The sequence below is a fragment of the Nonomuraea mesophila genome, assembly GCF_004352805.1.
Classification (GTDB): domain Bacteria; phylum Actinomycetota; class Actinomycetes; order Streptosporangiales; family Streptosporangiaceae; genus Nonomuraea; species Nonomuraea longispora.
In genome coordinates, this window is record NZ_SMLD01000055.1 from 1 (window position 1) to 20583 (window position 20583).

Genomic DNA, 20583 nt, shown 5'->3' on the forward strand with positions numbered 1-20583 from the left:
GGATCGGGGTGGCGGCGAAGAGGTTGACTAGGGGAATGCACAGTATCGTCGTTTCCGCCCAGGGCGGCCCAGAGGTGCTCGAATACGTCGAACGTCCTGACCCGGTGCCGGGTGAGGGCGAGGTCGTGGTCGATGTCGCCGCCGCCGGGGTCAACTTCATCGACATCTACCACCGTTCCGGCGCATATCCGCTCGACCTTCCCACGTCCATCGGCATGGAGGGCGCCGGCACGGTGTCGGCCGTGGGACCTGGGGTGGGTGACCTGGCCGTGGGCGACACCGTGGCCTGGGCCGACGTCATGGGAAGTTACAGCGGCAAGGTGGTGGTGCCGGCGGCCCGTGCGGTGCCGGTGCCCGACGGCGTGCCGGCCGACGTGGCGACCGCGGCGATGCTCCAGGGGATGACGGCCCACTACCTGACGCACTCCACCCACGAGGTGCGCGAGGGCGACCAGGTGCTGGTCCACGCCGGCGCGGGCGGCATGGGGCAGTTGCTGATCCGGCTCGCCAAGCTCAAGGGCGCCAAGGTGCACACCACGGTCTCCACCGCCGAGAAGGAGAAGCTGGCCCGGCAGGCGGGCGCCGACGAGGTGCTGGGCTACGACGACTTCACCGACGCTCTGCGCGGCACGATCGACGTGGTGTACGACGGAGTCGGCAAGGCCACCTTCGACGGCGGTCTGGAGGTGCTGCGTCCGCGCGGCCTCATGGCCCTGTACGGCGCGGCCAGCGGCCCCGTCCCGCCGTTCGACCCCCAGCTGCTCAACCAGAAGGGTTCGCTCTTCCTCACCAGGCCCACGCTCGTCCACCACATCGCGCGACGCGATGAACTGCTGCGGCGCGCGTCCGACCTGTTCGGCTGGATCACGGCGGGACAGCTCGCGATCACCATCTCGCGCCGCTACCCGCTGGCCGATGCGCGGCAGGCCCACGAGGACCTCGCGGCCCGCCGTACGACCGGCAAGCTCCTTCTCCTCCCTTGACCGGCATGGACGTCACGGGCTCGGTGTTGTCGTTCGCCGCCGTGGTCGCCCTGCTCACGCTCACCCCGGGCCTCGACACGGCCCTCATCCTCCGGACGTCGTTGCTGGCGGGACGGGGGCCGGCCTGGGGCGTGACGCTGGGCATCCAGCTCGGCACGCTCGTCTGGGGCGTGCTCACGGCGGCGGGGTTGTCGGCGTTGCTGGCCGCCTCGGAGACGGCCTACCAGGTGCTGCGCTGGGCGGGTGCGGCCTATCTGGTGTGGATGGGCCTTCGCATGATCCTGGCCAGGGCGGACGCCCACGAGCTGCCGGAGCAGCAGGAGGCCGGGTTCGGGCGGGCGTTCGTCCGCGGGCTGCTGACGAACCTGCTCAACCCCAAGGTCGGCGCCTTCTACGTGGCCATGCTGCCGCAGTTCATCCCGTACGAGGCGCCGCACGCGCTCATGGGGTTGCTGCTGGCCGGGGTGCACGTCGTCGAGGGACTGCTGTGGAGCGTGGCGCTGATCTGGTTCGCGTCGCTGATGAGCGGGTTCCTGCGCTCCCCTCGGGTGCGGCGCTTCCTCGACCGGCTGACGGGCGTGGTCATCGTCGGCTTCGGCGTACGCCTGGCGTTCACCGACTGATCGCCTCATGCCGAGTCCTTCCACCTCGACGTACGCGACCGCGACGCCTGCGCCCGCGTGGCGGACGCGGGAGCGCAGGCTGCCCGGCGGGTCAGGGGGCGCCCGGAGGCAGGACGGGCACGTCCGGCGGGCCGTGTTCGATGAGGTGGAGCAGGGCGTCCGTGTCGAGGTGCCGTTCGACCAGGTCGCCGAGCGCGTCGAGCCGTTCCTCCCTCAGCCGGGCGAAGTCGGTGCCAGGAGCCGGTACGAACGCCCGCCCGGCGCGTCCGGCCACGTCGGCCAGGAAGGCGCGGCGGAAGCCGTCGTTCTCCAGGGCTCCGTGCCAGGCGGTGCCCCAGACGTGACCGGCCCGGCACCCGTCGAGGAACGGCTCGCCGCCCTCCACGGTCGCCCGGCCGTGATGGATCTCGTACGCGCGCACGGGCTGCCCGTACGCGACGCCCTCCGGCCGGCCGAGCCGTTTCTCCGGCGCGAACTCGACCCGCACCGGCAGCAGCCCCAGCCCTTCGACCCGGCCCGCGCCGGACTCCACGGTGTCGACGATCTCCCGCCCGAGCATCTGGAACCCGCCGCAGATACCCAGGACGGGCCCCTGCCTGTCGCCGATCGCGGCGGCCAGGCCGGTCGCGCGCAGCCAGGCCAGGTCGTCGACCGTGGCGCGGGATCCGGGCAGCACCACCAGGTCGGCGTCATCGAGTTCGACCGGGTCGGTCACGAAACGCACCACCACTCCGGGCTCGGCGGCCAGGGCGTCGAGGTCGGTGAAGTTGGAGATCCTGGGCAGCCGCACGACCGCCACCCGCAGGGTCTGCCGGCCGTGCGGCGGGCCGGCGCTCACCCTGCGGCCGTCGAGGGCCAGTGAGTCCTCCACGTCGAGCCAGAGCCCGTCGAGCCAGGGCAGCACGCCGTAGACCGGGCGGCCCGTCAGGCGTGCGATCAGGTCGAGCCCGGGTTCCAGCAGTTCGGCCGCGCCGCGGAACTTGTTGACCACGAATCCGGCGACATGGGCCTGGTCGGCGGCGTCCAGGAGCCCCACCGTGCCGTAGAACGCGGCGAACACCCCTCCCCGGTCGATGTCGCCGACCACGAGCACGGGCAGGCCCGCGGCCCTGGCCAGGCCCATGTTGGCGATGTCACCACGGCGCAGGTTGATCTCGGCCGGGCTGCCCGCGCCCTCGCACACCACCACGTCGTACTGCTTCCTGAGCCTGTCCAGCGCCCCCAGGGCGGTGGTGCGGAGCAGGTCCTTGAGCGCGCCGTACTCCATCGCGTCGACGTCGGCGACCGGGTGGCCCATGAGCACGACCTGGCTGCGGCGGTCGCTGCCCGGCTTGAGCAGGACGGGGTTCATGTCCGCGGCAGGTTCGACGCCGGCGGCCTGCGCCTGCATGGCCTGCGCCCGGCCGATCTCGGCGCCCCCGGCGGTGACGTACGAGTTGAGCGACATGTTCTGCGCCTTGAAGGGCGCCACGCGCACGCCCCGGCGGGCGAGCCAGCGGCAGATGCCGGCGGTCACCACGCTCTTGCCCGCGTCGGACGTGGTGCCCGCGACCAGCAACGCTCCCTTGACCATGCGAGCACCGTACCGGAGCCGACAGCTCCCGAAATTTCCGCGAAATCCCCCATTTACGAACGCTGTGACTTCTGCCACTCTGGCTAGAACGTTGCCCTAGAACGCGATTCTAGAGTTACCTACTGAAAGGGTGGGCATGGTCGGTACGTTGGGCTCGCCACGCGCCGGCGCCATCGACGCGCAGGCCCGCGCGCCATTCGGCTGGGCGCCGCTGATCGTTCTGTTCATCGTCGGACTCGTCGACCGCATCGAGCACAACCTCCTGTCGGGCGTGCTCCCCCTCATCCAGCGCGAATGGGGCTTCAGCGACACCGCCGCCGGCTCCATCCCGACGGCCGCCGCCCTGGCCGCCGCGATCGTGTCGCTGCCCGCCGGCTACCTGGCCGACCGGTTCAGCCGTACGCGGATCATCGCGGTGGTCGTCTTCGTCTGGGCGATCGCCACCCTCGGATCCGGCCTGGCCACCGGCTTCGTCATCTTCTACCTGATGCGCGTGCTGCTGGCCGCCGCCGAGAACATCGACAACCCGGCCGCGGGCAGCCTGCTCGCCGACTACTACCCGCCGGTCAGCCGCGCCAAGGCGTACGGGCTGACCCGCGTCACCACCTACCTCGGCGGCGTCGGCACCCTGCTCGGCGGCGTGCTGGCCGAGATGTTCTCGTGGCGTACGGCGTTCCTCGTCATGGTCATCCCCGGCGTGCTCACGGCGCTGCTCGTCTGGTTCCTGCGCGAGCCGCGCCGCGGCGAGCTGGACCGGCTGGTCGCCCAGGGAGAGGCCGCCCCCGCGGCGCCCCCGGCGGAGCCGAAACCGCCGTTCTGGCGGCAGTGCAGGCAGGTGCTGTCCATCCCCACGCTGGTCTTCGTCTGCATCGGGCTGTCCTTCCTCACCCTCGGCCTGGCCGGCATCTTCTACTGGCTGCCCACGCTCATGGTGCGCGGCTTCGACGTGGGCGTGGGCACCGCCGGCTCGCTGAGCGGCCTGATCACCGTCGCGGGCACGCTGACGGGCACCCTGGTCGGCTCGTGGCTGGGCCGCAAGTGGCACGGCAGCCGCAAGGGCGGCCGGCTGCTCGCGGGCGGCGGCGGCATCACCGCCGGCTCGCTGGTGCTGGCGCTCGCGCTGTCGATGGACTCGATCGGCGCGCTGACGGCGCTCGTGCTGCTGGCCTGCTCCCTGATGTCGATCGCGATCCCCAACATGATGGCGTGCGTGGCCGACGTGGTGCCGGCCGCCTCGCGCGGCCTCGGCTTCGCGGTGCTGCAACTGCTCATCACGGCGGGCGGCGCCTTCGGCTCCCTCATCGTCGGCATCGCCTCCGACCGGCTCGGCTCGCTGGTGTCCGGCATGTACCTGCTGGTGATCCCGATGGTGGTGGGCGGCCTGCTCACGCTCGGAGCGCGGGCGTCGTTCGAACGCGACGCGCGCAAGGTCCTGGAGGACGCCGCCCGCCGGCCCTAGGCTGGACAGATGCCGTCAAGCCTGCCCATCTGCCGCACCTGTGGCGTCCAGTACGGCGAGCCGCGCCCCGACTGCCCGATCTGCGAGGACGAACGCCAGTACGTCGGCTGGAACGGCCAGCAGTGGACGACCCTCGCCGGGCTGGCCGAGGAGGGCCATCGCGGGCGGGTGGAGGAGGAGGGCCCCGGCGTGGTCGGCATCGGCACCGCCCCGCCCACGGCCATCGGCCAGCGAGCCCTCCTCGTCCGCACCCCCGCGGGCAACGTCATGTGGGACATGGTCTCCTACCTCGACGACCAGCTGGTCGCCGAGGTGAGGGAACTGGGCGGGCTGTCGGCCATCGCCGTCAGCCACCCCCACTTCTACGGCTCCATGGTCGAATGGTCGCGGGCCTTCGGCGACGTCCCGATCTACGTCCACGCCGCCGACCGCCGGTGGGTGGCCCGTCCGGACGACGCGGTGGTCTTCTGGGAGGGCGACACCCACCGGCTCACCGACGACCTGACGCTGATCAACGCGGGCGTGCACTTCGCGGGCGGCCAGGTGCTGCACTGGTCGGCCGGCGACGGCGCCCTGTTCTCCGGCGACATCGTCCAGGTCGTGCAGGACCGGCGCTGGGTGAGCTTCATGTACAGCTATCCCAACCTCATCCCCGAACGCCCCCACGTCGTGCGCCGCGCCCTGTCGCTGCTGGAGCCGTACGCGTTCGACCGGGTCTACGGCGGCTGGTGGAACCGCGTCGTCCGGACGGACGGAGCGGCGGCGGTGCGCCGCTCCGCCGACCGTTATCTCCGCTTCGTCGAGGAACGTTAGGCGTCAGCCCTGCGGCGGCCTGGGCTGCTGCTCCTCCGGTCCCGCCTGCCCCTGCTGCTGTCCGGGTTGCTGCCCCTGCTGCTCCTGCTGGGCGCGCCGTTCCTCTTCCGAGCCCGCGGCGCCTCCGCCGCCGTAGCGCTGCTGCACCGCGTCGGCCCCCTTGCTGATGTGATCGTCGTACTTGTGCCCGGTGCGCTCCTTGGCGTATTCCTCGGCGCGGTCGAGCACCTGGTCGGCCTGCTTGGAGTGCCCCCTTGCCAGGTTCTCCGCCTTCTTCAGCCATTCTCCGATGCGGCTCATGAGCGTTCCCCGTTTCTTCCGGCTACGGTCGCCCCTACCCCGACCCAAACCCATGATGTTTGCCCAGGTCAGCCGAACAGCGGCCGGTTGGCCACGCTCCAGGCGATCCTGCGGCCCATCTCGTCGAGGTATCCCTCCTCGACCCACCGCGCCTGCGGCTGGTGCCCGGCCTCCGCCATCGTGCGTACGCGGGCCGCCACCTCCCGCTGGACCTCGATCACCCTGTCGGCCAGCCCGGCGGCGCCGGTGAGGCCGTAGGCGGCGGCGAACGACTCCAGCCGCCGCCGGCGGTCGGGCGGCTCGGGGTAACGCAGCCAGCGCAGGCACTCGGCGTCGTCGCGGAAGGGCGCCAGGTATTCCAGTGCGTAGGCGACGTCGTGCAGGCGATCCGCCGGCCGGGCGTAGTCCCAGTCGAGGATCCCCACGGGCACGTCACCCCGCCAGACGATGTTCCACGGCCCGAAGTCGCCGTGAGAGACCAGCTCGGCGCCGTCCAGCCCGCGCTGCCCCGTGTGCCAGGCCGGCTCGGGCGGCGGGTCGAAGCCGGCGACCGCGTCGTGGTAGGCCCGCAGCAGCCGGGCGCAGGTCGCGGGCCCGTCGTCGCCGGCCACCTTGGCCCAGCTCAGGGGCCCTGCCTCGCCCTCCAGGTAGGTGAGGACCTCGCGTCCTTGCTCGTCGATCCCGAGCACCCGCGGCGCGTAGGGAAACCCGACGCCCTCGAGATGCCGCAGGAGCGCGTGGACCGCCGGCGTCCACGGCTGGACCGGCCTGCGCACGGTGTCGCCCACGCGCACCACCCGGCGATGCGGCGTGTCCTGCAGGACGATCTCCTCGGCCATGGGACGCGGGCTCCCTTCCGTACCGATCGCCTGTCGCCAGTCTCCACGATGACCTCGCCCGCCGCGAGAGATCCCCCGCGGCGGGTGGCCCGCCGCGGGGGCGCCGTCACGAGCGGAACGCGGGACGGCCCAGGCCGCGCGGGTGGTGCCATCCTCCCTGCCGCAGGTCCTTGAGGCGATCGCGCAGCTCACCGAGGTCCTGCAGCGGGTTCGTCACGAAGGACGCGGTCCGCGTACCGCCCTCGCGGGTGCCGGCGACCATGACGTCGTCGCCCGCCTTGAGGTCGGACGCGTCGTCCTTCCCCTCCGTGCGCACCTCGGTGTCGCCGTTGAGCACCCAGGTCCAGCTCGTGCCGTCGGCGCTCCGGACCGTCATCGACGTGCCGGAGACCTTGGTGATCCGGCCCCGCTGGTGGTTGCGCACCGTCGTCCGGCCGTCGTCGTCGCGCGTCACGGTCTCGCCGTACAGCACCTCGCCCCATCTCGGCGGGCCCTCGGAGAAGGCGGGGGACGAGGTGACGCTCGGCGCCGCGGCGTACGCCGCGCTGCCGAACCCTGCCACGAGTACGGCCGCCGCCGCGACGGCCACCAGGTGTTTCATGTGATTCCTCCTTTGCCGGTCGCCAGGCAGTCTCCGGAGGCGGCGCTAACACGGGCGTAACAGCGCGGACGTTACGCCCGTGTTATCGGCTCGCCGCCAAGGTGGGGCCAGAGGCGACGGGCGGCGGAGGTGGCGATGCGGGTGCTGGTCGTGGAGGACCAGGCGGATCTGGTGGAGATCCTGCTCGAAGGGCTCCGGGCCGAGGGCATGGCGGTGGACGCGGCGCTCGGCGGGACGAGCGCGCTGGAGCAGCTCGCGGTCAACCGGTACGACGTCGTGGTGCTGGATCGCGACCTGCCCGACGTGCACGGCGACGAGGTGTGCGCGGAGCTGGTGGCGGGCGGCTCCCACCCGCGGGTGCTCATGCTCACCGCGGCGGGCACGCTCGGCGACCGCGTGGAGGGGCTCGGCCTGGGCGCCGACGACTACCTGGCCAAACCGTTCGCCTTCGCCGAGCTGGTGGCGCGGATCCGGGCGCTGGCGCGGCGGTCGAACCCGGCGCTGCCGCCCGTGCTGGCGCACGGCGACCTCACCGTCGACACCGCGCGCCGCGTGGCCACCCGCGCCCTGCGGCCCCTCGACCTGACGCTCAAGGAGTTCGGCGTGCTGGAGGTGCTGATGGGGGCGCGCGGAGCCGTCGTCACCAGCGAGGAGCTGCTGGAACGCGTGTGGGACGCCCACGCCGACCCGTTCACCAACACGGTCAGGGTCACGATGATGCGCCTGCGCCGCAAGCTCGGCGAGCCGGGCGTCATCGACACCGTGCCCGGCGCGGGTTACCGGATCGGCCGGCCATGACGGCGGTGGGGCCGTTCGCGCTGCCGCGTCCCGCGGCCACCATCCGGCTGCGCCTGACCGCGCTGTACGGCGGGCTGTTCGTGGCGGTCGGCGTGCTGCTCCTCACGATCACGTACGGGTTGTTCGCGCGGCAGCTCCAGGCCCGCGGCCGTGTCCCCCGGCCGGAGACGCCCGTCGTGCCGCCGTACGCCGGGGACGCGGGGGCCATCAGGGAGAGGATCGTCGAGGCGCTGGCCCAGCAGCGGGCGGAGGCGCTCAGCGAACTGCTCACGCAGTCGGTGCTGGCTCTCGCGCTCGTGTCGGTCGTCGCGACGGCGCTCGGGTGGGTCATGGCGGGACGGGTGCTGGGCCCGCTGCGCGAGATCACCGCGGCCGCGCGGCGGTTGTCCACCCACAACCTGGGCGAGCGCATCAACCTGCGCGGCCCGCGCGACGAGCTGAAGGAGCTGGCCGACACGATCGACGCCATGCTCGGCAGGCTCGCCGCCGCGTTCGAGGCGCAGCGCCGCTTCGTCGCCAACGCCTCGCACGAGCTGCGGACCCCGCTGACCGTGCAGCGCGCCGCCGTCGACGTCGCGCTCGCGCGCCCGTCGCTGGAGTCGCTGCTGACCATGGCCCGGCGCATCCACGCCGCGACCCGGCGGCACGAGCATCTCATCGCCAGCCTGCTCGCCCTGGCCCGCAGCGAGCGCGGGGTCGAGCGCTACGAGCCCGTCGACCTCGCGGCGGCCGTACGGGACGCTCTCGCCGCGGTGGCGGCCGACGTCGAGCTCAGGGGCCTGCGGCTCACGCAGGCGCTCGCCCCCGCTCCCCTGGCCGGCGACCCCGTCCTGCTCGAACGGCTGGCCGCCAACCTCGTCGAGAACGCCGTGCGGCACAACGCCGAAGGCGGCTGGATCGACGTGCGCACGGAGACCGGGCCCGGCTCGGTGCGGTTGCGCGTGGCCAACAGCGGCGCGCGGGTCGCCCCGGAGGCGGTGGCCGGGCTCTTCGAGCCGTTCCGCAGGCACACGCCCGACCGGGCCGGCGGCGCGGGCCAGGGGTACGGGCTCGGCCTGTCCATCGTCGCCGCGATCGCCCACGCCCACCGCGGCCGGTACGCCGCCAGGGCCCGCGACGAAGGCGGCCTGGACGTGTCGATCGTCCTTCCCCGGGGCGTCCACGGACCCGTGCCGGGTGCGGGGGACGCGCGTGCCGCCCCTACCATTCGCGCATGACCACGTACGACTTCACGCTCACCGCCGAGGGCCCGTTCGACTTCGGGGCCGCGCTGCGCTTCGTCGAGGAGTGGCCGGCGACCAGCACGCTGCCCTCCGACGGCCGTTCGCTGCGCTTCGCGTACAACGCGGAGGCCGACTGGCTGCCGATCGGCGTGACCGTGACGGCCTCGCCCGGCGGGGTCGCCGTCACCACCACCCGCCCCGCGGGGCCGCAGATCCGGGGCGAGGTGGCGCGCATCCTCTCCCTCGACGTCGACGGCGCCGGCTTCGCCGAGCTCGGGGAGGCCGACCCGGTGCTCGGCGACCTGCAGCGGGACAGCCCCGGCCTGCGGCCGGTGTGTTTCTGGAGCCCGTGGGAGGCGGCCTGCTGGGCGGTGATCGTGCAGCGGTCCTCGATGGTCGTCGCGTCCAGCATCAAGCAGCGCATCGCCGAACGCCACGGCGCGCGGGTCACCGTGGACGGGCGGACGTACGCGGCCTTCCCCCCGCCCGTGTCCCTGGTGGACGCGGGCGGCCTGGGGCTGCCGGGGCAGAAGGAGGAGTGGCTGCGCGGCCTGGCCCGCGCGGCGCTCGACGGCGTGCTCACCACCGAGCACCTCCGTTCGCTCTCCCCCGAGGACGCCCTGGCGGAGCTGCGTTCCCTGCCGGGGGTCGGGCCGTTCTCCGCCGGCCTCATCCTGATCCGGGGAGCCGGTGCCCCGGACGCGTTCCCCGGTGACGAGCCGCGCCTGTTCGCCATCCTGCGCGAGGCGTACGGCCTGCCCGAGGACGCGCCGCCCGCCGCCTACCGCGCGCTGGCGCAGGCGTGGCGGCCGTACCGCTCCTGGGCCTCCTTCCTGTTCCGGGCGTCCACGTACGGCGCGCCCCGCGACGAGTAATCGATTTCCACCTGACTATTCACCGACGGTCCTCCGGTCGGCGGAGGAGAAGCTGATGACGAAGACCGCCTCGTCGTCGCCCACGTTCGTGGCGTTGTGCACCACGCCGGCGGGGATGCTGATCGTGTCACCGGGACCCATCGCGACCCGCTGGTCGCCGGCGGCGTGCTCGATCGTTCCCTGGAGCACGTGCAGGACCTCGTCGCAGTTGGGATGGTGGTGGCGGGGGTTGGCCTGACCCGGCGCTATGTGACAACGTCCGACCGTCATCGTGGCCGAGTTGCCCAGCCGGCCCGAGACCATCCACTCCAGCCGGCCCCAGGCGGTGTGCTCGACCTCGCGGTCCTCCCGCCGTGCCACGTACGCGCTCATTCGCTCTCCCTCGTGATCGTCACCGTGGTGCCCGGAGGCGTCTCCCGGTACGCCTCGAACAGGCGCATGATCTCCAGTGCGTCGTCCAGCGTGCCCTTGACCGGCGGCCTGCCCGACAGGACGCTGTCGCAGAAGTGCCGCACCTCCGGCGCGTACCCCAGGGAGAACAGGTTCTTGTTGGACAGCTGGCCGAGGGAGAACTCCGGCTCCCACACCAGCGGCGCCACCGCGTCGTCCACCACGAACGACCCGTCCCTGCCGTAGTCCCTGCGGGCTCCCGGCCGGTAGTAGGTGAGCCGCACGCCGTTGTCCACGATCACGTTGGCGCCGCGGCCGACCACCTCCACCCGTTCCAGCGGCGAGGTCGCGGCCACGCCCGCGACCAGGTGCAGCGAGCCGATCGCCCCCGAGGCGAACCGCAGCGTGCTCACGCTGCTCCCGCCGCCCGGCTCCCACTCGTAGGACAGCCGCTCGACCGGCCCCATCAGGTGCGTCAGCACCGCCGCCGGATGGTAGACGTGGTCGAGGAACCAGCGCATGGCCTTCAGATCGTGCCGGCGCTCCATCGGCGGCAGCGCCTGCGGATAGCGTACGGAGATCGACGTGACCGGCCCGAACGCCTCCGAGGCCATGATCGAGGCGACCTTCTCCACCGCGGGCGTGAAGATCTTCTTCAGGCCGGCCATGACGAACCGGCCCGTCTCCGCCGACACCCGCCGCAGCCGCAGCACCTCGGCGACCGAGGCGGCGACCGGCTTCTCCATCCACACGTGGGCGCCCGCGCGCAGGCAGTCGAGGGCCAGGTCGGTGGCCTGCACCCGCCCGGTCCGCTGATCGTAGGAGGTGACGATGAAGACCGCCGCGGGCTTCTCCTTGGCCAGCATCTCCCGGTGGTCGGTGTAGGGGGCCGCCTCCCCTGACGGCCCGCCGAACATCCGCGCGTACGCCTCCGCGCGCTCCCCCCGCACGTCGCACACGGCGGCGAGCTCGACGGGGGCGTACCGGAAGGCCGGATAGACGTTGCGGTAGGAGTGCTCTCCCGCGCCGATGAAGGCGCAGCGGACACGTTCGTCGTACTCGAACTGATAGGTGACGCGCTCTGACACGCGGCCCTTCCTCTCCCTCACGGACGCTCGGCCGGGGGTGCGTACGCCGACCTCCTTCCCGCGCGCCTTGACAGCCCCAGGGGCGCCGGATATTGCTAGAAATCGATTACTCGCACCTTAGCAGAACGGTCCGCGCCCGCCAGAGGGCCGGCTCACGGAGGGATCACCGTGGCGAGAAGGCCCAACATCCTGTTCCTCATGAGCGACGAGCACCGGCCCGACGCCGCGGGCTTCGCCGGCGACCCGGTGGCGCGCACGCCGGTGCTCGACGCGCTCGCGGCGGAGGGCGTGGTGTTCACCCACGCGTACACGCCCTCCCCCATCTGCGTGCCGGGACGGCAGTCGATCATGGCGGGACAGTTCCCCAGGACCACGGGCTGTGAGCGGTTCGGCGAGGACCTCGCGCCCGGCCACATGACCTACGCCCGCCGCCTGGCCCAGTACGGCTACCGCACGGTCGCCGCGGGCAAGCTGCACCACACCGGCACCGACCAGATGCAGGGCTGGACCCACCGCATCGGCATGGACTCCGGCATCGCCCACCGCCACATCCCCGGCCGCGACGAGGCGTCGTACGCCGGGCTGCCGGAGCCGATCCACCACAAGTGGTCCATGGCCAAGGAGGTGCGGCGCGCGGGCGTCGGCCGCCCGCCCTACCTGGCGGCGGACGAGTACGCGGTGGACGGCGCCGTCCAGTACGCGCACCAGCACTTCGTGGACTCCTTCTACGACCGGCCGATCCCCGAGGTGCCGCTGCTGCTCAAGGTCAGCCTGTGGCAGCCGCACTATCCGTTCCAGGTGCCCGACCGCGAGCTGTTCGACCACTACCTCAACCGGGTCCGCCCCTTCGCCGGCCAGCGGTTGTCCGGCCATCCGGTGCTGGGCGGCGACCGCTTCGTCGTGCGCCCGGGGATCGAGGTCAGCGAGCGCGAGCACCGGCGCGCCACCGCGGCCTACTACGGCATGATCGAGCTGGCCGACCGGATGTACGGCCGGGTGCTGGACGCGCTGCGCCTGGCCGGCCAGGACCTCGACGACTGGATCATCGTCTACACCAGCGACCACGGGGAGATGCTGGGCGAGCACGGCGTCTACGAGAAACAGCGCTTCTACGAGGCCAGCGTCCGCGTGCCGCTCATCATCCGCTGGCCCGCCCGCTTCGCCCCGCGCACGGTGGAGCGCAACGTGAGCACCTGCGACCTGTTCGCCACGCTCTGCGACCTGGCCGGCGTGCCGGCTCCCGGCGGGCTGGACAGCAGGTCGCTGGCCGGGCTGATGTCCGGCGACGAGGAGGGCTGGCCCGACGAGGCCGTCTCCCAGTTCGGCGGCAACCGGCTGATGGTCAAGCAGGGCGCCCTGAAGTACCAGTGGTACGGCGACGAGGGCCCCGAGGTCCTGTTCGACCTGGCCGAGGACCCCGGGGAGAGCACCGACCACGCCGCCGACCCCGCCTACGCCGCGGCCATGACCGCCTTCCGTGCCCGCCGCGACGCCCTGGGCTTCGCTCCTTGAGAAATCGATTGCGCCCACGGTCAGCGGTAGTAGACCTCGACCTCGGCGACGGAGGTGAAGGTGTGCGAGCCGCCCGGCACCCCGATCACCCGTACGCCGTCCGCCACCGCGGGGGCGAAGCGGAACGTGTAGGTCCTGCCCGGTCCCGCCGTCCGGTCGTAGGGGTAGGCGGGGGTGGTCCGCGAGCGTTGCACGTCGGTCCACCGGCCGTTCCTGCGCACCTGTACGCGCAGGTCACGGGCGTACCAGCCGCCGTCGGACGGCATCGCGCCGGTCGTGTAGCGGACCTCGTTGACGTGCCGCACGCGCGGCCACGTGTACCCCCACCAACTGGAGTTCTTCACCTCGTTGTTCCAGTCGTCCTCGGACGCCGTCAGGTCGCCGTCGTTGTAGATCGACGTGCGTCCGGCGCGGGTCACCCGCTCGTACGGCGTCGTGCCCGGGTCCGTGGCCAGGTTGCGGGCGGCGTCCTTACGGTTGTCCGGCGCCGACGGGACGTGCGGTGTGACCCGCAGTTCGCGCAGGTTGAAGTTGTAGACGGTCTTCGGCTTCGCGCCGCAGGGGCCGCAGACGTTCGACTGCACCCACATCCTCCTGCCGTCGGCGCTGATGAACTTCGACGGGATCGTGGGCGCGTAGCCGCCGTGCTTGTCCTGGGTCCACCCGACGCCGAAGTCCTTCGCGCGGATCTTGCTCCACGGACCCCACGGGCTGGGCGCGTCGTAGATCGTCCACTGGAAGGCGTTCCAGGTGGTGTACAGGTAGCGGCGAAGCGGCTTGTTGTAGACCACGCCGCCCTGCGCGATCAGCACCTTGTCGTGCACGCCGTCCTCGTGCACCCGCGGGTAGACGCGCTCCTCGTCGTGGATGACCGGCGCCCTGTCGCCGATCTCGGCCGACCAGGTGGCCCGCCCGCCCCGAGTGCCGGTGTAGAACTCCCAGGCCGAGCGGTCCTGGATCCGGCCCCTGGGCACGCGGCCGAGGTAGACGTCGGTCTGCTGACGCCAGTTGGTGTCCAGCCCGTACGCGTAGACGTAGCCGTCCACGGCGTCGGCGTAGCCCTTGCCGTAATCCAGGAACATGATCGTGGTGAACACGGAATCGGCGAACATCGCCTCGCCGGTGTGCCAGGTCCAGGTGCGGCCGTGGTCGGTGGACCTGGCGATGGTCGCGGCGGGCGCGCTGTCGAACGTGTGCTTCTTCAGGTCCTGCACGGCCAGGTAGAGGTCACCGCCGACGCAGGCCATGCCGGTGGGCTTGCGGTTGTAGCCGGCGCCGCTCCAGATCTGGCCGACCTGGTCGCCCTTGGCGACGAGCGTGCCGGCCAGGTCGTCCTGCTCGGGGGTGCCGGTGATGCGGTTGACGCCGATGTCGGTGCCCGGCAGAGGGCCGAAGCCGCGGCCGTCGCCGTGGGCGGCGTACAGGTCGCCGTCGTCCGACCAGCAGGAGGGCCACAGATCGCCGCCGCTCGGCGAGGTGACCGCGCTGCGCTCGCCGACGCGGATCGTCGAGAACCACGTGCTGTCGGGCGGGGACTTCGGCGGGGACTTCTGCAGGGACGACGGGGACGACGGGGACGACGGGGACGACGACGGGGCCGCGTGCACTGTCGCGTGCACCCCCGCCGGCCCGCCGTCATTGGAGCCGGCGTGCGCGGAGGACGTCACGGCGAGCGGCAGGACGAGTGCTGACAGGGGCAGGACGGCACGTCGTACGGGGGCGAATCGGGGGGTCCGCGCGGGGGCGTGGCTCATGCGCACTCCTGGGAAGGCAATGGGGCTCTCGGCGGGGTTCACCAGATTTCCTCGTCACGCTATGGTGCGAGTAATCGATTTCTAGGAAACTAGGCGGAATCGGAAGCGATCGTCAAGGGAGATCCACAGTGAAAGACCGGCCGAACGTGGTGCTCGTCTTCATGGACGACATGGGGTACGGCGACATGGGCGCGATGGGCGGCACCGTGGTGCGGACGCCTCGGATGGACAGCGTGGCGGAGAACGGCATCACCTTCCGCCACATGTACTCGGCCGCCCCCGTGTGCACGCCGTCCCGGGCCGCGCTGATGACCGGCAGGTACGCCCAGCGCGTCGGCCTCCCCCGGGTGATCTTCCCCCACGAGGGCGAGGGCCTGTCCGGCTACGAGCGCACGGTTCCCGAGGTGCTCAAGACGCGCGGATACCGCACCGCCGGGTACGGCAAGTGGCACCTCGGCTGCCGCCCCGAGCACAACCCCACGCGGCACGGGTTCGACGAGTTCTTCGGCCTGCTGTACAGCAACGACATGGACCCCGTGCACCTGTACGACGGCGAGAAACCCGTGCAGAAGGAGGTGGAGCAGGCCCAGCTCACCAAGCAGTACACCGACCGGGCGATCGAGTTCATCGAGCGCGGCGGCGACGACCCGTTCTTCGTCTACCTGGCGCACACGATGCCGCACATCCCGCTGCACGTGGAGGAGGGCTTCCGCGGCACGTCCAGGGGCGGCACGTACGGCGACACGATCGAGTGCATCGACTTCCACCTCGGCCGGATCCTCGACCGGCTGGAGGAGCTCGGGCTCGCCGAGGACACGCTGGTCATCGTGACCAGCGACAACGGGCCCTGGTTCGAGGGCAGCACGGGCGGGCTGCGCGGGCGCAAGATCGACACCTGGGAGGGCGGGATCAGGATGCCGTTCGTCGCCCGGTGGCCGGCCAGGATTCCCGCGGGGTCGGTGTGCGACGAGCCCGCCTGCTTCATCGACCTCCTCCCGACGCTGGCGGGGCTGACCGGCGCCGACCTGCCGGCCGACCGGCCCCTCGACGGGATCGACATCGGACCGGCGCTCACCGGCGGGCCGATGCCGGAGCGCGAGGCCCTGTACTTCTTCCACCACTGGACCCTGAACGCCCTACGCCAGGGCAGATGGAAGCTGCACGTCGACCGCAACCCGCAGCCCGACCGCAGGGAGCTGCCCCAGCTGTTCGACCTGGAGGCGGACCCCGGGGAGGCCTACAACGTGGCCAACCTGGAGCCCGAGGTCATGGCCCGGCTCACCGAGCTGGCGACCTCCTTCGCCGCCGAGATCGCCGCCCAGCGGGTCGAGGCCGAAGGACGCGCCGCCGGCCGCTGCGCCTGACCCCGCCGGTGTGGCGGAGGCACCCCGCCGACCGCACCTCGACGTGGCTGTGAGCGCCTCTCCGACCGCCCCGCGCAGGGCCCGGCCGCAGGCGGCGGCGCGGGCCGGCATGCCCGCCTGCGCCGGCATTTCCCCTCGACAGTGCCTGTTTCAGCGTCGCTCACGTGACTCTTGACACTGCTGTGCGTCGCCGTTACGTTGCTTGGAAATCGATTACTCGGCAGCCTCGCACGACCGCCTGCGCACGTCGAAGGTCCCGCCGTGTTCACCAACGAGACATCCGCGATCCCGCCCGGCTCTTGGGGGTGCGTCATGCCCGGAGCGGGATCGCCGCGAAAGGTGGAAGTGATGCACACCCTGAGCCGCCGGCGGTTCATGCAGACGACCGGCCTGATGGGGCTGATGGCCGCCGCGGCCGCGTGCGGCGGGACGAGCGGCGCCGGCTCCGGAGGGTCGGCGGGCAGGCTGACGTGGTGGGACGCCCAGGAGAGCGGCAAGGAGGCCAAGGAGGCGCTGTTCCGGAAGTTCGCCGAGTCGCCCGGCGGCGTCCCCGTCGAGTACACGCACGTCAGCGCCGCCAAGTTCCCCCAAGCGCTGCAGCTGGCCAAGCAGAGCAAGCAGCTTCCCGACATCCACGTCAACGTGGGCATCGGCGCGCAGGTCGAGCAGCTCATCAAGGACGGCTGGGTGGCGCCGGTCGAGCTCGGCGAGGCGGCGCTGAAGCGGCTGGACGGCCAGCTCTACGAGGGCATCCACACCTTCGAGGGCAAGGTCTACTCCTGGCCGATCTACCACTACCGCTCCTACATGGCCGTCACCTGGTTCGACACCGAGCTGGTCGCCAAGGCCGGCCTCGACCCCAACGCCCCGCCCACCACCTACGACGAGTTCCGCGCGGCGTGCGCCGCGACCCAGAAGGCGTCCGGCGGTGACTCCCACGGCCTGGCCTGGTGCATCGGCATGCCGATCCGGCTCGGCTTCGCCATCGACAAGATGGCCCAGGCGGGCGGGTTCGAGGGCGCCGACGGCTGCCTGTTCAAGACCGGCGAGTACGCCTATCACGACGACGCCTTCGTCAACGCCATCGAGTTCATGTTGTCGCTGCAGAAGGACGGCCTGATCGCCCCCGGTTCGCGGTCGTGGAGCGACGACGTGGCACGCGGGCGCTGGGCGGCCGGCGCGGCGACGTACTTCATCAGCGGGCCGTTCACCGCGGGCTCGACGCTGGAGACCATCCCGCAGTGGAAGGACAAGCTCGGCGTCGGCCCCGTGCTCGTGCCCGAGCCCGGCAAGAAGGTGGCCACCTATTCGGGGCCGCGCGAGGGCACCTACTGGCTCTCGCCCACCTGCAAGCACCCCAAGGAGGCCGGCCGCCTGCTCGGCGACTACTTCGTCACCGACTCCTACGCCGTCGACCTGGCCGACGCGATGCTCCAGCCGCCGAGCGACATGGAGGCGGTCGCGAAGTCGAACGCGCACCCGGCGTACAAGAAGCTGGTCGGCTGGTTCGCCGAGCAGGCCTACCTCTGCCCGGCCCCGGTGGTGCGCAACCCCAAGGGCATGACCGCGTACCAGGCGGAGACCAAGGAGGTCACCCCCGGGCTCGGCGACATCGTGCAGGGCGCGTTCACCGGCGACATCCCCGACTACCGCAAGGCGCTCAAGGAGCTCAGCGACAAGATGAGCGCCGAGCGCGACCGGGCCATCGCCGCGGCGAAGGCCAAGGGCGCCGAGCTCAGCGTGGACGACTGGGTCTTCTCCAACTGGAAACCGGAGAAGGACTACACCCGGGAGATGTACGGCTGATGCCGCCCGCACCCCCCAACGTCGTGCTCATCGTGGCCGACGACCTCGGGCCCGGCGACCTGGGCGTGTCCGGGTCGCCGGCCGTCCGCACCCCGCACCTGGACACCCTCGCGCGCCAGGGCCGCCGCTTCACCGCCGCGTACGCCGCCGCGGCCACCGACACGCCGTCCCGCGCCGGCCTGCTCACCGGCAGGTACGGCGCCCGCCTCGGCCTGCCCCACTCGCTCGGCCGCGGCGCGGACGCGGGCCTCGGCCCCGGCACGGTCACCATCGCGTCGGCGCTGCGGGACGCCGGGTACGCCACCGCCTGCGTCGGCCAGTGGCGGCTCGGCGACCGTCCCCAGGACCATCCGCTGCGGCACGGCTTCGGCCGTTTCCACGGCACGATGTACGGCACGGACGTCTCGCCCCTGCCGCTGGTCGAAGGGCACGAGGTGGTGAGGGACGACTTCGACGTCTCCGGCGGGATCGCGCACTTCACCACGAAGGCGCGGGAGTTCGTCGCCGAACGACGTGAGCAGCCGTTCTTCCTCTACCTGTCCTATCTCGACCCCCACGTCCCCTACCGGCCCGACCCCGCCTTCGCGGGCAGGTCGGCGGCGGGGGCGTACGGCGACGTGGTGGAGTGCCTGGACCACCACGTCGGTGCGCTGCTGCGCGAGCTGGACGGGCACGGGCTGCGCGGCTCCACCCTCGTCATCTTCACCAGCGACAACGGGCCGCGTTACGAGGGCGCGAACCAGCGGCGCCGCGGGCGCAAGCCGGAGGTGTACGACGGCGGCGTGCGCGTGCCGTTCCTGGTCCGCGGGCCGGGCAGGGTGCGTCCGGGAGCGGACCACGAGCCGATGTCGCTGGTGGACGTGCCCGCGACGCTGGCCGCGCTGTGCTCGGCCCCCATGCGCGACCTCGACGGGTATGACCTGTCGCCCCGGCTCGCCGGGCACGCCGCCGGCCGTCCGCCCGTCTACCTGTTCTTCGGCCCGCATCTCAACGCCGCCAGGCAGGGCCGGTGGAAGCTGCACGTCCGTTTCTCGACCGACCGGACCGCGTACATGCCGCAGCTCTTCGACGTGGCCGCCGACCCCGGCGAGACCTGCGACGTGAGCTCCCGGCACGCGGACGTCGCCGAGCGGATGCGGGCCGGCCTGGAGGAGTTCGCCCGGACGGTGGAGGCGTCATGACCGTGGCGACCACCCGCAGGCAGATGCTCCAGGGCGCGGGCGTACTCGCCGGTCTGGCCACGATGGCCCGGGCGGCGCCCGCCGCCGCCGCGCGCCGCACCCCCAACGTGATCATCGTCTACTGCGACGACCTCGGCTACGGCGACCTGTCGTGTTACGGCGCTCCGCTGATCCGCACGCCTGTGGTGGACCGCCTGGCCGCGGGCGGCATGCGGTTCACCACGATGTACTCCGCCTCGCCGCTGTGCACACCGTCACGGGCCGCGCTGCTCACCGGCTGCTACGCGCCCCGGGTGAACCTGCCGTACGTCCTCGACCCGCGCGACACGAACGGGCTCGCGCCGAGCGAGGTCACGATCGCCGCCTACCTGCGCGAGGCAGGGTACGCCACCGCGTGCGTGGGCAAGTGGCATCTCGGCGCGCCGCCCCGCTTCCGTCCCGGCAACCACGGATTCGACCGGTTCTACGGCCTGCTCGGCAGCAACGACTGGAATCCCAGGCCCGCGCTGTACGACGGTGACCGCGTCGTCGAGGACCCCGCCGACCAGCCGTCCCTGACGCGCCGTTACACCGAGCAGGCCGTCTCCTTCGTCCGTGACCACGCCGACCGGCCCTTCTTCCTGTATCTGGCGCACACCATGCCGCACGCCCCGCTGTCGGTGGAGCCGGAGTTCGCCGGGCGCTCCGCCGGAGGCGACTACGGCGACGCGGTCGAGGCCGTGGACCACCACCTCGGCGTGCTGCTCGGCGAGCTGGACAGGCTCGGCATCCGGCAGGACACCATGGTGATCTTCACCAGCGACAACGGCCCCTGGTACGTCGGCGGCACCGGCCCGTTCTCGGGACGTAAGGCCGAGACGTACGAGGGCGGGGTGCGGGTGCCGTTCGTGCTCTCCTGGCCGGGCACGGTGCCGGCCGGCCTCACCTACGCGGAACCGGCCTGCATGGTGGACGTGCTGCCGACGCTGGCCGCGATCACCGGCGCGCGGCTGCGCGACGACCGCGTCATCGACGGGACCGACCTGTCCGCGGCGCTGCTGCGGGGGCGGCCGGTGGATCGGGGCGACATCTTCTTCTACAGCCGCGAGGACTGCAACGCCGTGCGCCGCGGCCGGTGGAAGCTGCACGTCGGACGCTTTCCCGGCCCCTTCTACACCGGCAGGGGCTTCTCCGCGACCGAGGAGTTACCCCAGCTGTTCGACCTCGACCGCGACCCGGAGGAGGCGTACGACCTGAGCGCGCGCCACCCCGCCCTGGTCGCCGCGCTCACCGCCCGGATCAGGGAGTTCGACGAGGAGCTCCAGGCCGACCGCAGTGACCGTTCGTAGCGCACCGCCGGCGGCCCTCCCACACGACGACCCGCAGAAGCGACGACCCGCAGAAGCTCGACCCGCAGAAGGA

At 72.2% G+C, this 20583-nt stretch carries 19 protein-coding genes; 12 read left to right on the forward strand and 7 right to left on the reverse strand.

The window, feature by feature from the left end:
* The first annotated feature begins 35 nt into the window (after nucleotides 1-35).
* Both E1295_RS21345 and E1295_RS21350 read left to right on the forward strand, forming a co-directional pair.
* The gene (locus E1295_RS21345) at nucleotides 36-983 is read left to right on the forward strand and encodes a quinone oxidoreductase family protein (RefSeq protein ID WP_132632097.1); all 948 of its coding nucleotides are present in this window, start codon (nucleotides 36-38) and stop codon (nucleotides 981-983) included.
* 5 nt (nucleotides 984-988) lie between these two features.
* Nucleotides 989-1606: a LysE family translocator gene (locus tag E1295_RS21350; protein ID WP_132632098.1), complete on the forward strand. Its 618-nt coding sequence runs from the start codon at nucleotides 989-991 to the stop codon at nucleotides 1604-1606.
* 91 nt (nucleotides 1607-1697) lie between these two features.
* Here the strand turns inward: E1295_RS21350 and E1295_RS21355 are convergent, their stop codons facing one another.
* On the reverse strand, nucleotides 1698-3179 hold the full coding sequence (locus E1295_RS21355) for a cobyric acid synthase (RefSeq protein ID WP_132632099.1): 1482 nt from the start codon (nucleotides 3177-3179) through the stop codon (nucleotides 1698-1700).
* A gap of 136 nt (nucleotides 3180-3315) precedes the next feature.
* On the opposite strand from E1295_RS21355, the gene E1295_RS21360 reads away from it, so the two are divergent.
* Together E1295_RS21360 and E1295_RS21365 are read left to right on the forward strand one after the other, a co-directional pair.
* Nucleotides 3316-4638, forward strand: a complete 1323-nt coding sequence (locus E1295_RS21360) for an MFS transporter (protein ID WP_132632100.1) — start codon at nucleotides 3316-3318, stop codon at nucleotides 4636-4638.
* Nucleotides 4639-4647: 9 nt separating this feature from the next.
* On the forward strand, nucleotides 4648-5451 hold the full coding sequence (locus E1295_RS21365) for an MBL fold metallo-hydrolase (RefSeq protein ID WP_132632101.1): 804 nt from the start codon (nucleotides 4648-4650) through the stop codon (nucleotides 5449-5451).
* Between the two features lie 3 nt (nucleotides 5452-5454).
* Here the strand turns inward: E1295_RS21365 and E1295_RS21370 are convergent, their stop codons facing one another.
* The 3 genes from E1295_RS21370 to E1295_RS21380 form a co-directional block, all read right to left on the reverse strand.
* Complete coding sequence (locus tag E1295_RS21370) at nucleotides 5455-5751, reverse strand: antitoxin (RefSeq protein WP_132632102.1); 297 nt, start codon at nucleotides 5749-5751, stop codon at nucleotides 5455-5457.
* A 68-nt stretch (nucleotides 5752-5819) separates the two neighbouring features.
* Nucleotides 5820-6590 (reverse strand): aminoglycoside phosphotransferase family protein, encoded by a 771-nt coding sequence (locus E1295_RS21375; RefSeq protein WP_132632103.1) that lies wholly within the window; start codon nucleotides 6588-6590, stop codon nucleotides 5820-5822.
* A 106-nt stretch (nucleotides 6591-6696) separates the two neighbouring features.
* Nucleotides 6697-7191, reverse strand: a complete 495-nt coding sequence (locus E1295_RS21380; protein WP_132632104.1) for a DUF5666 domain-containing protein — start codon at nucleotides 7189-7191, stop codon at nucleotides 6697-6699.
* A gap of 135 nt (nucleotides 7192-7326) precedes the next feature.
* On the opposite strand from E1295_RS21380, the gene E1295_RS21385 reads away from it, so the two are divergent.
* The 3 genes from E1295_RS21385 to E1295_RS21395 are packed head-to-tail and all read left to right on the forward strand — an operon-like array spanning nucleotide 7327 to nucleotide 10087.
* Nucleotides 7327-7989, forward strand: coding sequence for a response regulator transcription factor (locus tag E1295_RS21385; protein WP_132632105.1), 663 nt, complete (start codon nucleotides 7327-7329; stop codon nucleotides 7987-7989).
* Nucleotides 7986-9206 (forward strand): sensor histidine kinase, encoded by a 1221-nt coding sequence (locus tag E1295_RS21390; RefSeq protein WP_132632106.1) that lies wholly within the window; start codon nucleotides 7986-7988, stop codon nucleotides 9204-9206. Before E1295_RS21385 ends, E1295_RS21390 begins: the two co-directional genes overlap by 4 nt.
* The gene (locus E1295_RS21395) at nucleotides 9203-10087 is read left to right on the forward strand and encodes a DNA-3-methyladenine glycosylase family protein (RefSeq protein WP_132632107.1); all 885 of its coding nucleotides are present in this window, start codon (nucleotides 9203-9205) and stop codon (nucleotides 10085-10087) included. Before E1295_RS21390 ends, E1295_RS21395 begins: the two co-directional genes overlap by 4 nt.
* Before the next feature lie 15 nt (nucleotides 10088-10102).
* Here the strand turns inward: E1295_RS21395 and E1295_RS21400 are convergent, their stop codons facing one another.
* Both E1295_RS21400 and E1295_RS21405 read right to left on the reverse strand, forming a co-directional pair.
* A complete protein-coding gene (locus E1295_RS21400) occupies nucleotides 10103-10459 on the reverse strand; it encodes a cupin domain-containing protein (protein ID WP_132632108.1) in 357 nt (118 codons plus the stop codon).
* The gene (locus tag E1295_RS21405) at nucleotides 10456-11565 is read right to left on the reverse strand and encodes a Gfo/Idh/MocA family oxidoreductase (protein ID WP_132632109.1); all 1110 of its coding nucleotides are present in this window, start codon (nucleotides 11563-11565) and stop codon (nucleotides 10456-10458) included. The genes E1295_RS21400 and E1295_RS21405 overlap by 4 nt, the downstream gene beginning before the upstream one ends.
* 168 nt (nucleotides 11566-11733) lie before the next feature.
* Here E1295_RS21405 and E1295_RS21410 point away from each other — a divergent pair, with 168 nt between their 5' ends.
* Nucleotides 11734-13077, forward strand: a complete 1344-nt coding sequence (locus tag E1295_RS21410; RefSeq protein WP_132632110.1) for a sulfatase-like hydrolase/transferase — start codon at nucleotides 11734-11736, stop codon at nucleotides 13075-13077.
* Nucleotides 13078-13097: 20 nt separating this feature from the next.
* Here E1295_RS21410 and E1295_RS21415 read toward each other — a convergent pair whose 3' ends face one another.
* Nucleotides 13098-14831, reverse strand: coding sequence for a DUF4185 domain-containing protein (locus E1295_RS21415; protein ID WP_132632111.1), 1734 nt, complete (start codon nucleotides 14829-14831; stop codon nucleotides 13098-13100).
* 128 nt (nucleotides 14832-14959) lie between these two features.
* On the opposite strand from E1295_RS21415, the gene E1295_RS21420 reads away from it, so the two are divergent.
* From E1295_RS21420 to E1295_RS21435, 4 genes are all read left to right on the forward strand, one after another.
* The gene (locus E1295_RS21420) at nucleotides 14960-16195 is read left to right on the forward strand and encodes a sulfatase family protein (protein WP_132632112.1); all 1236 of its coding nucleotides are present in this window, start codon (nucleotides 14960-14962) and stop codon (nucleotides 16193-16195) included.
* Between the two features lie 348 nt (nucleotides 16196-16543).
* Nucleotides 16544-18001 carry an ABC transporter substrate-binding protein gene (locus tag E1295_RS21425; RefSeq protein ID WP_166427345.1) on the forward strand — a complete coding sequence of 486 codons (1458 nt, stop codon included), beginning with the start codon at nucleotides 16544-16546 and terminating at the stop codon, nucleotides 17999-18001.
* Complete coding sequence (locus E1295_RS21430; RefSeq protein WP_132632114.1) at nucleotides 18001-19182, forward strand: sulfatase-like hydrolase/transferase; 1182 nt, start codon at nucleotides 18001-18003, stop codon at nucleotides 19180-19182. Before E1295_RS21425 ends, E1295_RS21430 begins: the two co-directional genes overlap by 1 nt.
* Nucleotides 19179-20510 carry a sulfatase family protein gene (locus E1295_RS21435; RefSeq protein ID WP_220448827.1) on the forward strand — a complete coding sequence of 444 codons (1332 nt, stop codon included), beginning with the start codon at nucleotides 19179-19181 and terminating at the stop codon, nucleotides 20508-20510. The genes E1295_RS21430 and E1295_RS21435 overlap by 4 nt, the downstream gene beginning before the upstream one ends.
* The last annotated feature ends 73 nt before the right edge of the window (nucleotides 20511-20583 follow it).

Bases quoted from the DNA above. Each gene is read 5' to 3' on its own strand.
- E1295_RS21360 (WP_132632100.1), top strand. From the start codon at position 3,316: ATGGTCGGTACGTTGGGCTCGCCACGCGCCGGCGCCATCGACGCGCAG.
- E1295_RS21415 (WP_132632111.1), bottom strand. From the start codon at position 14,831: ATGAGCCACGCCCCCGCGCGGACCCCCCGATTCGCCCCCGTACGACGT.
- E1295_RS21395 (WP_132632107.1), top strand. From the start codon at position 9,203: ATGACCACGTACGACTTCACGCTCACCGCCGAGGGCCCGTTCGACTTC.
- E1295_RS21400 (WP_132632108.1), bottom strand. From the start codon at position 10,459: ATGAGCGCGTACGTGGCACGGCGGGAGGACCGCGAGGTCGAGCACACC.
- E1295_RS21345 (WP_132632097.1), top strand. From the start codon at position 36: ATGCACAGTATCGTCGTTTCCGCCCAGGGCGGCCCAGAGGTGCTCGAA.
- E1295_RS21390 (WP_132632106.1), top strand. From the start codon at position 7,986: ATGACGGCGGTGGGGCCGTTCGCGCTGCCGCGTCCCGCGGCCACCATC.
- E1295_RS21425 (WP_166427345.1), top strand. From the start codon at position 16,544: ATGCACACCCTGAGCCGCCGGCGGTTCATGCAGACGACCGGCCTGATG.
- E1295_RS21375 (WP_132632103.1), bottom strand. From the start codon at position 6,590: ATGGCCGAGGAGATCGTCCTGCAGGACACGCCGCATCGCCGGGTGGTG.
- E1295_RS21385 (WP_132632105.1), top strand. From the start codon at position 7,327: ATGCGGGTGCTGGTCGTGGAGGACCAGGCGGATCTGGTGGAGATCCTG.
- E1295_RS21365 (WP_132632101.1), top strand. From the start codon at position 4,648: ATGCCGTCAAGCCTGCCCATCTGCCGCACCTGTGGCGTCCAGTACGGC.
- E1295_RS21430 (WP_132632114.1), top strand. From the start codon at position 18,001: ATGCCGCCCGCACCCCCCAACGTCGTGCTCATCGTGGCCGACGACCTC.
- E1295_RS21350 (WP_132632098.1), top strand. From the start codon at position 989: ATGGACGTCACGGGCTCGGTGTTGTCGTTCGCCGCCGTGGTCGCCCTG.
- E1295_RS21380 (WP_132632104.1), bottom strand. From the start codon at position 7,191: ATGAAACACCTGGTGGCCGTCGCGGCGGCGGCCGTACTCGTGGCAGGG.
- E1295_RS21370 (WP_132632102.1), bottom strand. From the start codon at position 5,751: ATGAGCCGCATCGGAGAATGGCTGAAGAAGGCGGAGAACCTGGCAAGG.
- E1295_RS21355 (WP_132632099.1), bottom strand. From the start codon at position 3,179: ATGGTCAAGGGAGCGTTGCTGGTCGCGGGCACCACGTCCGACGCGGGC.
- E1295_RS21435 (WP_220448827.1), top strand. From the start codon at position 19,179: ATGACCGTGGCGACCACCCGCAGGCAGATGCTCCAGGGCGCGGGCGTA.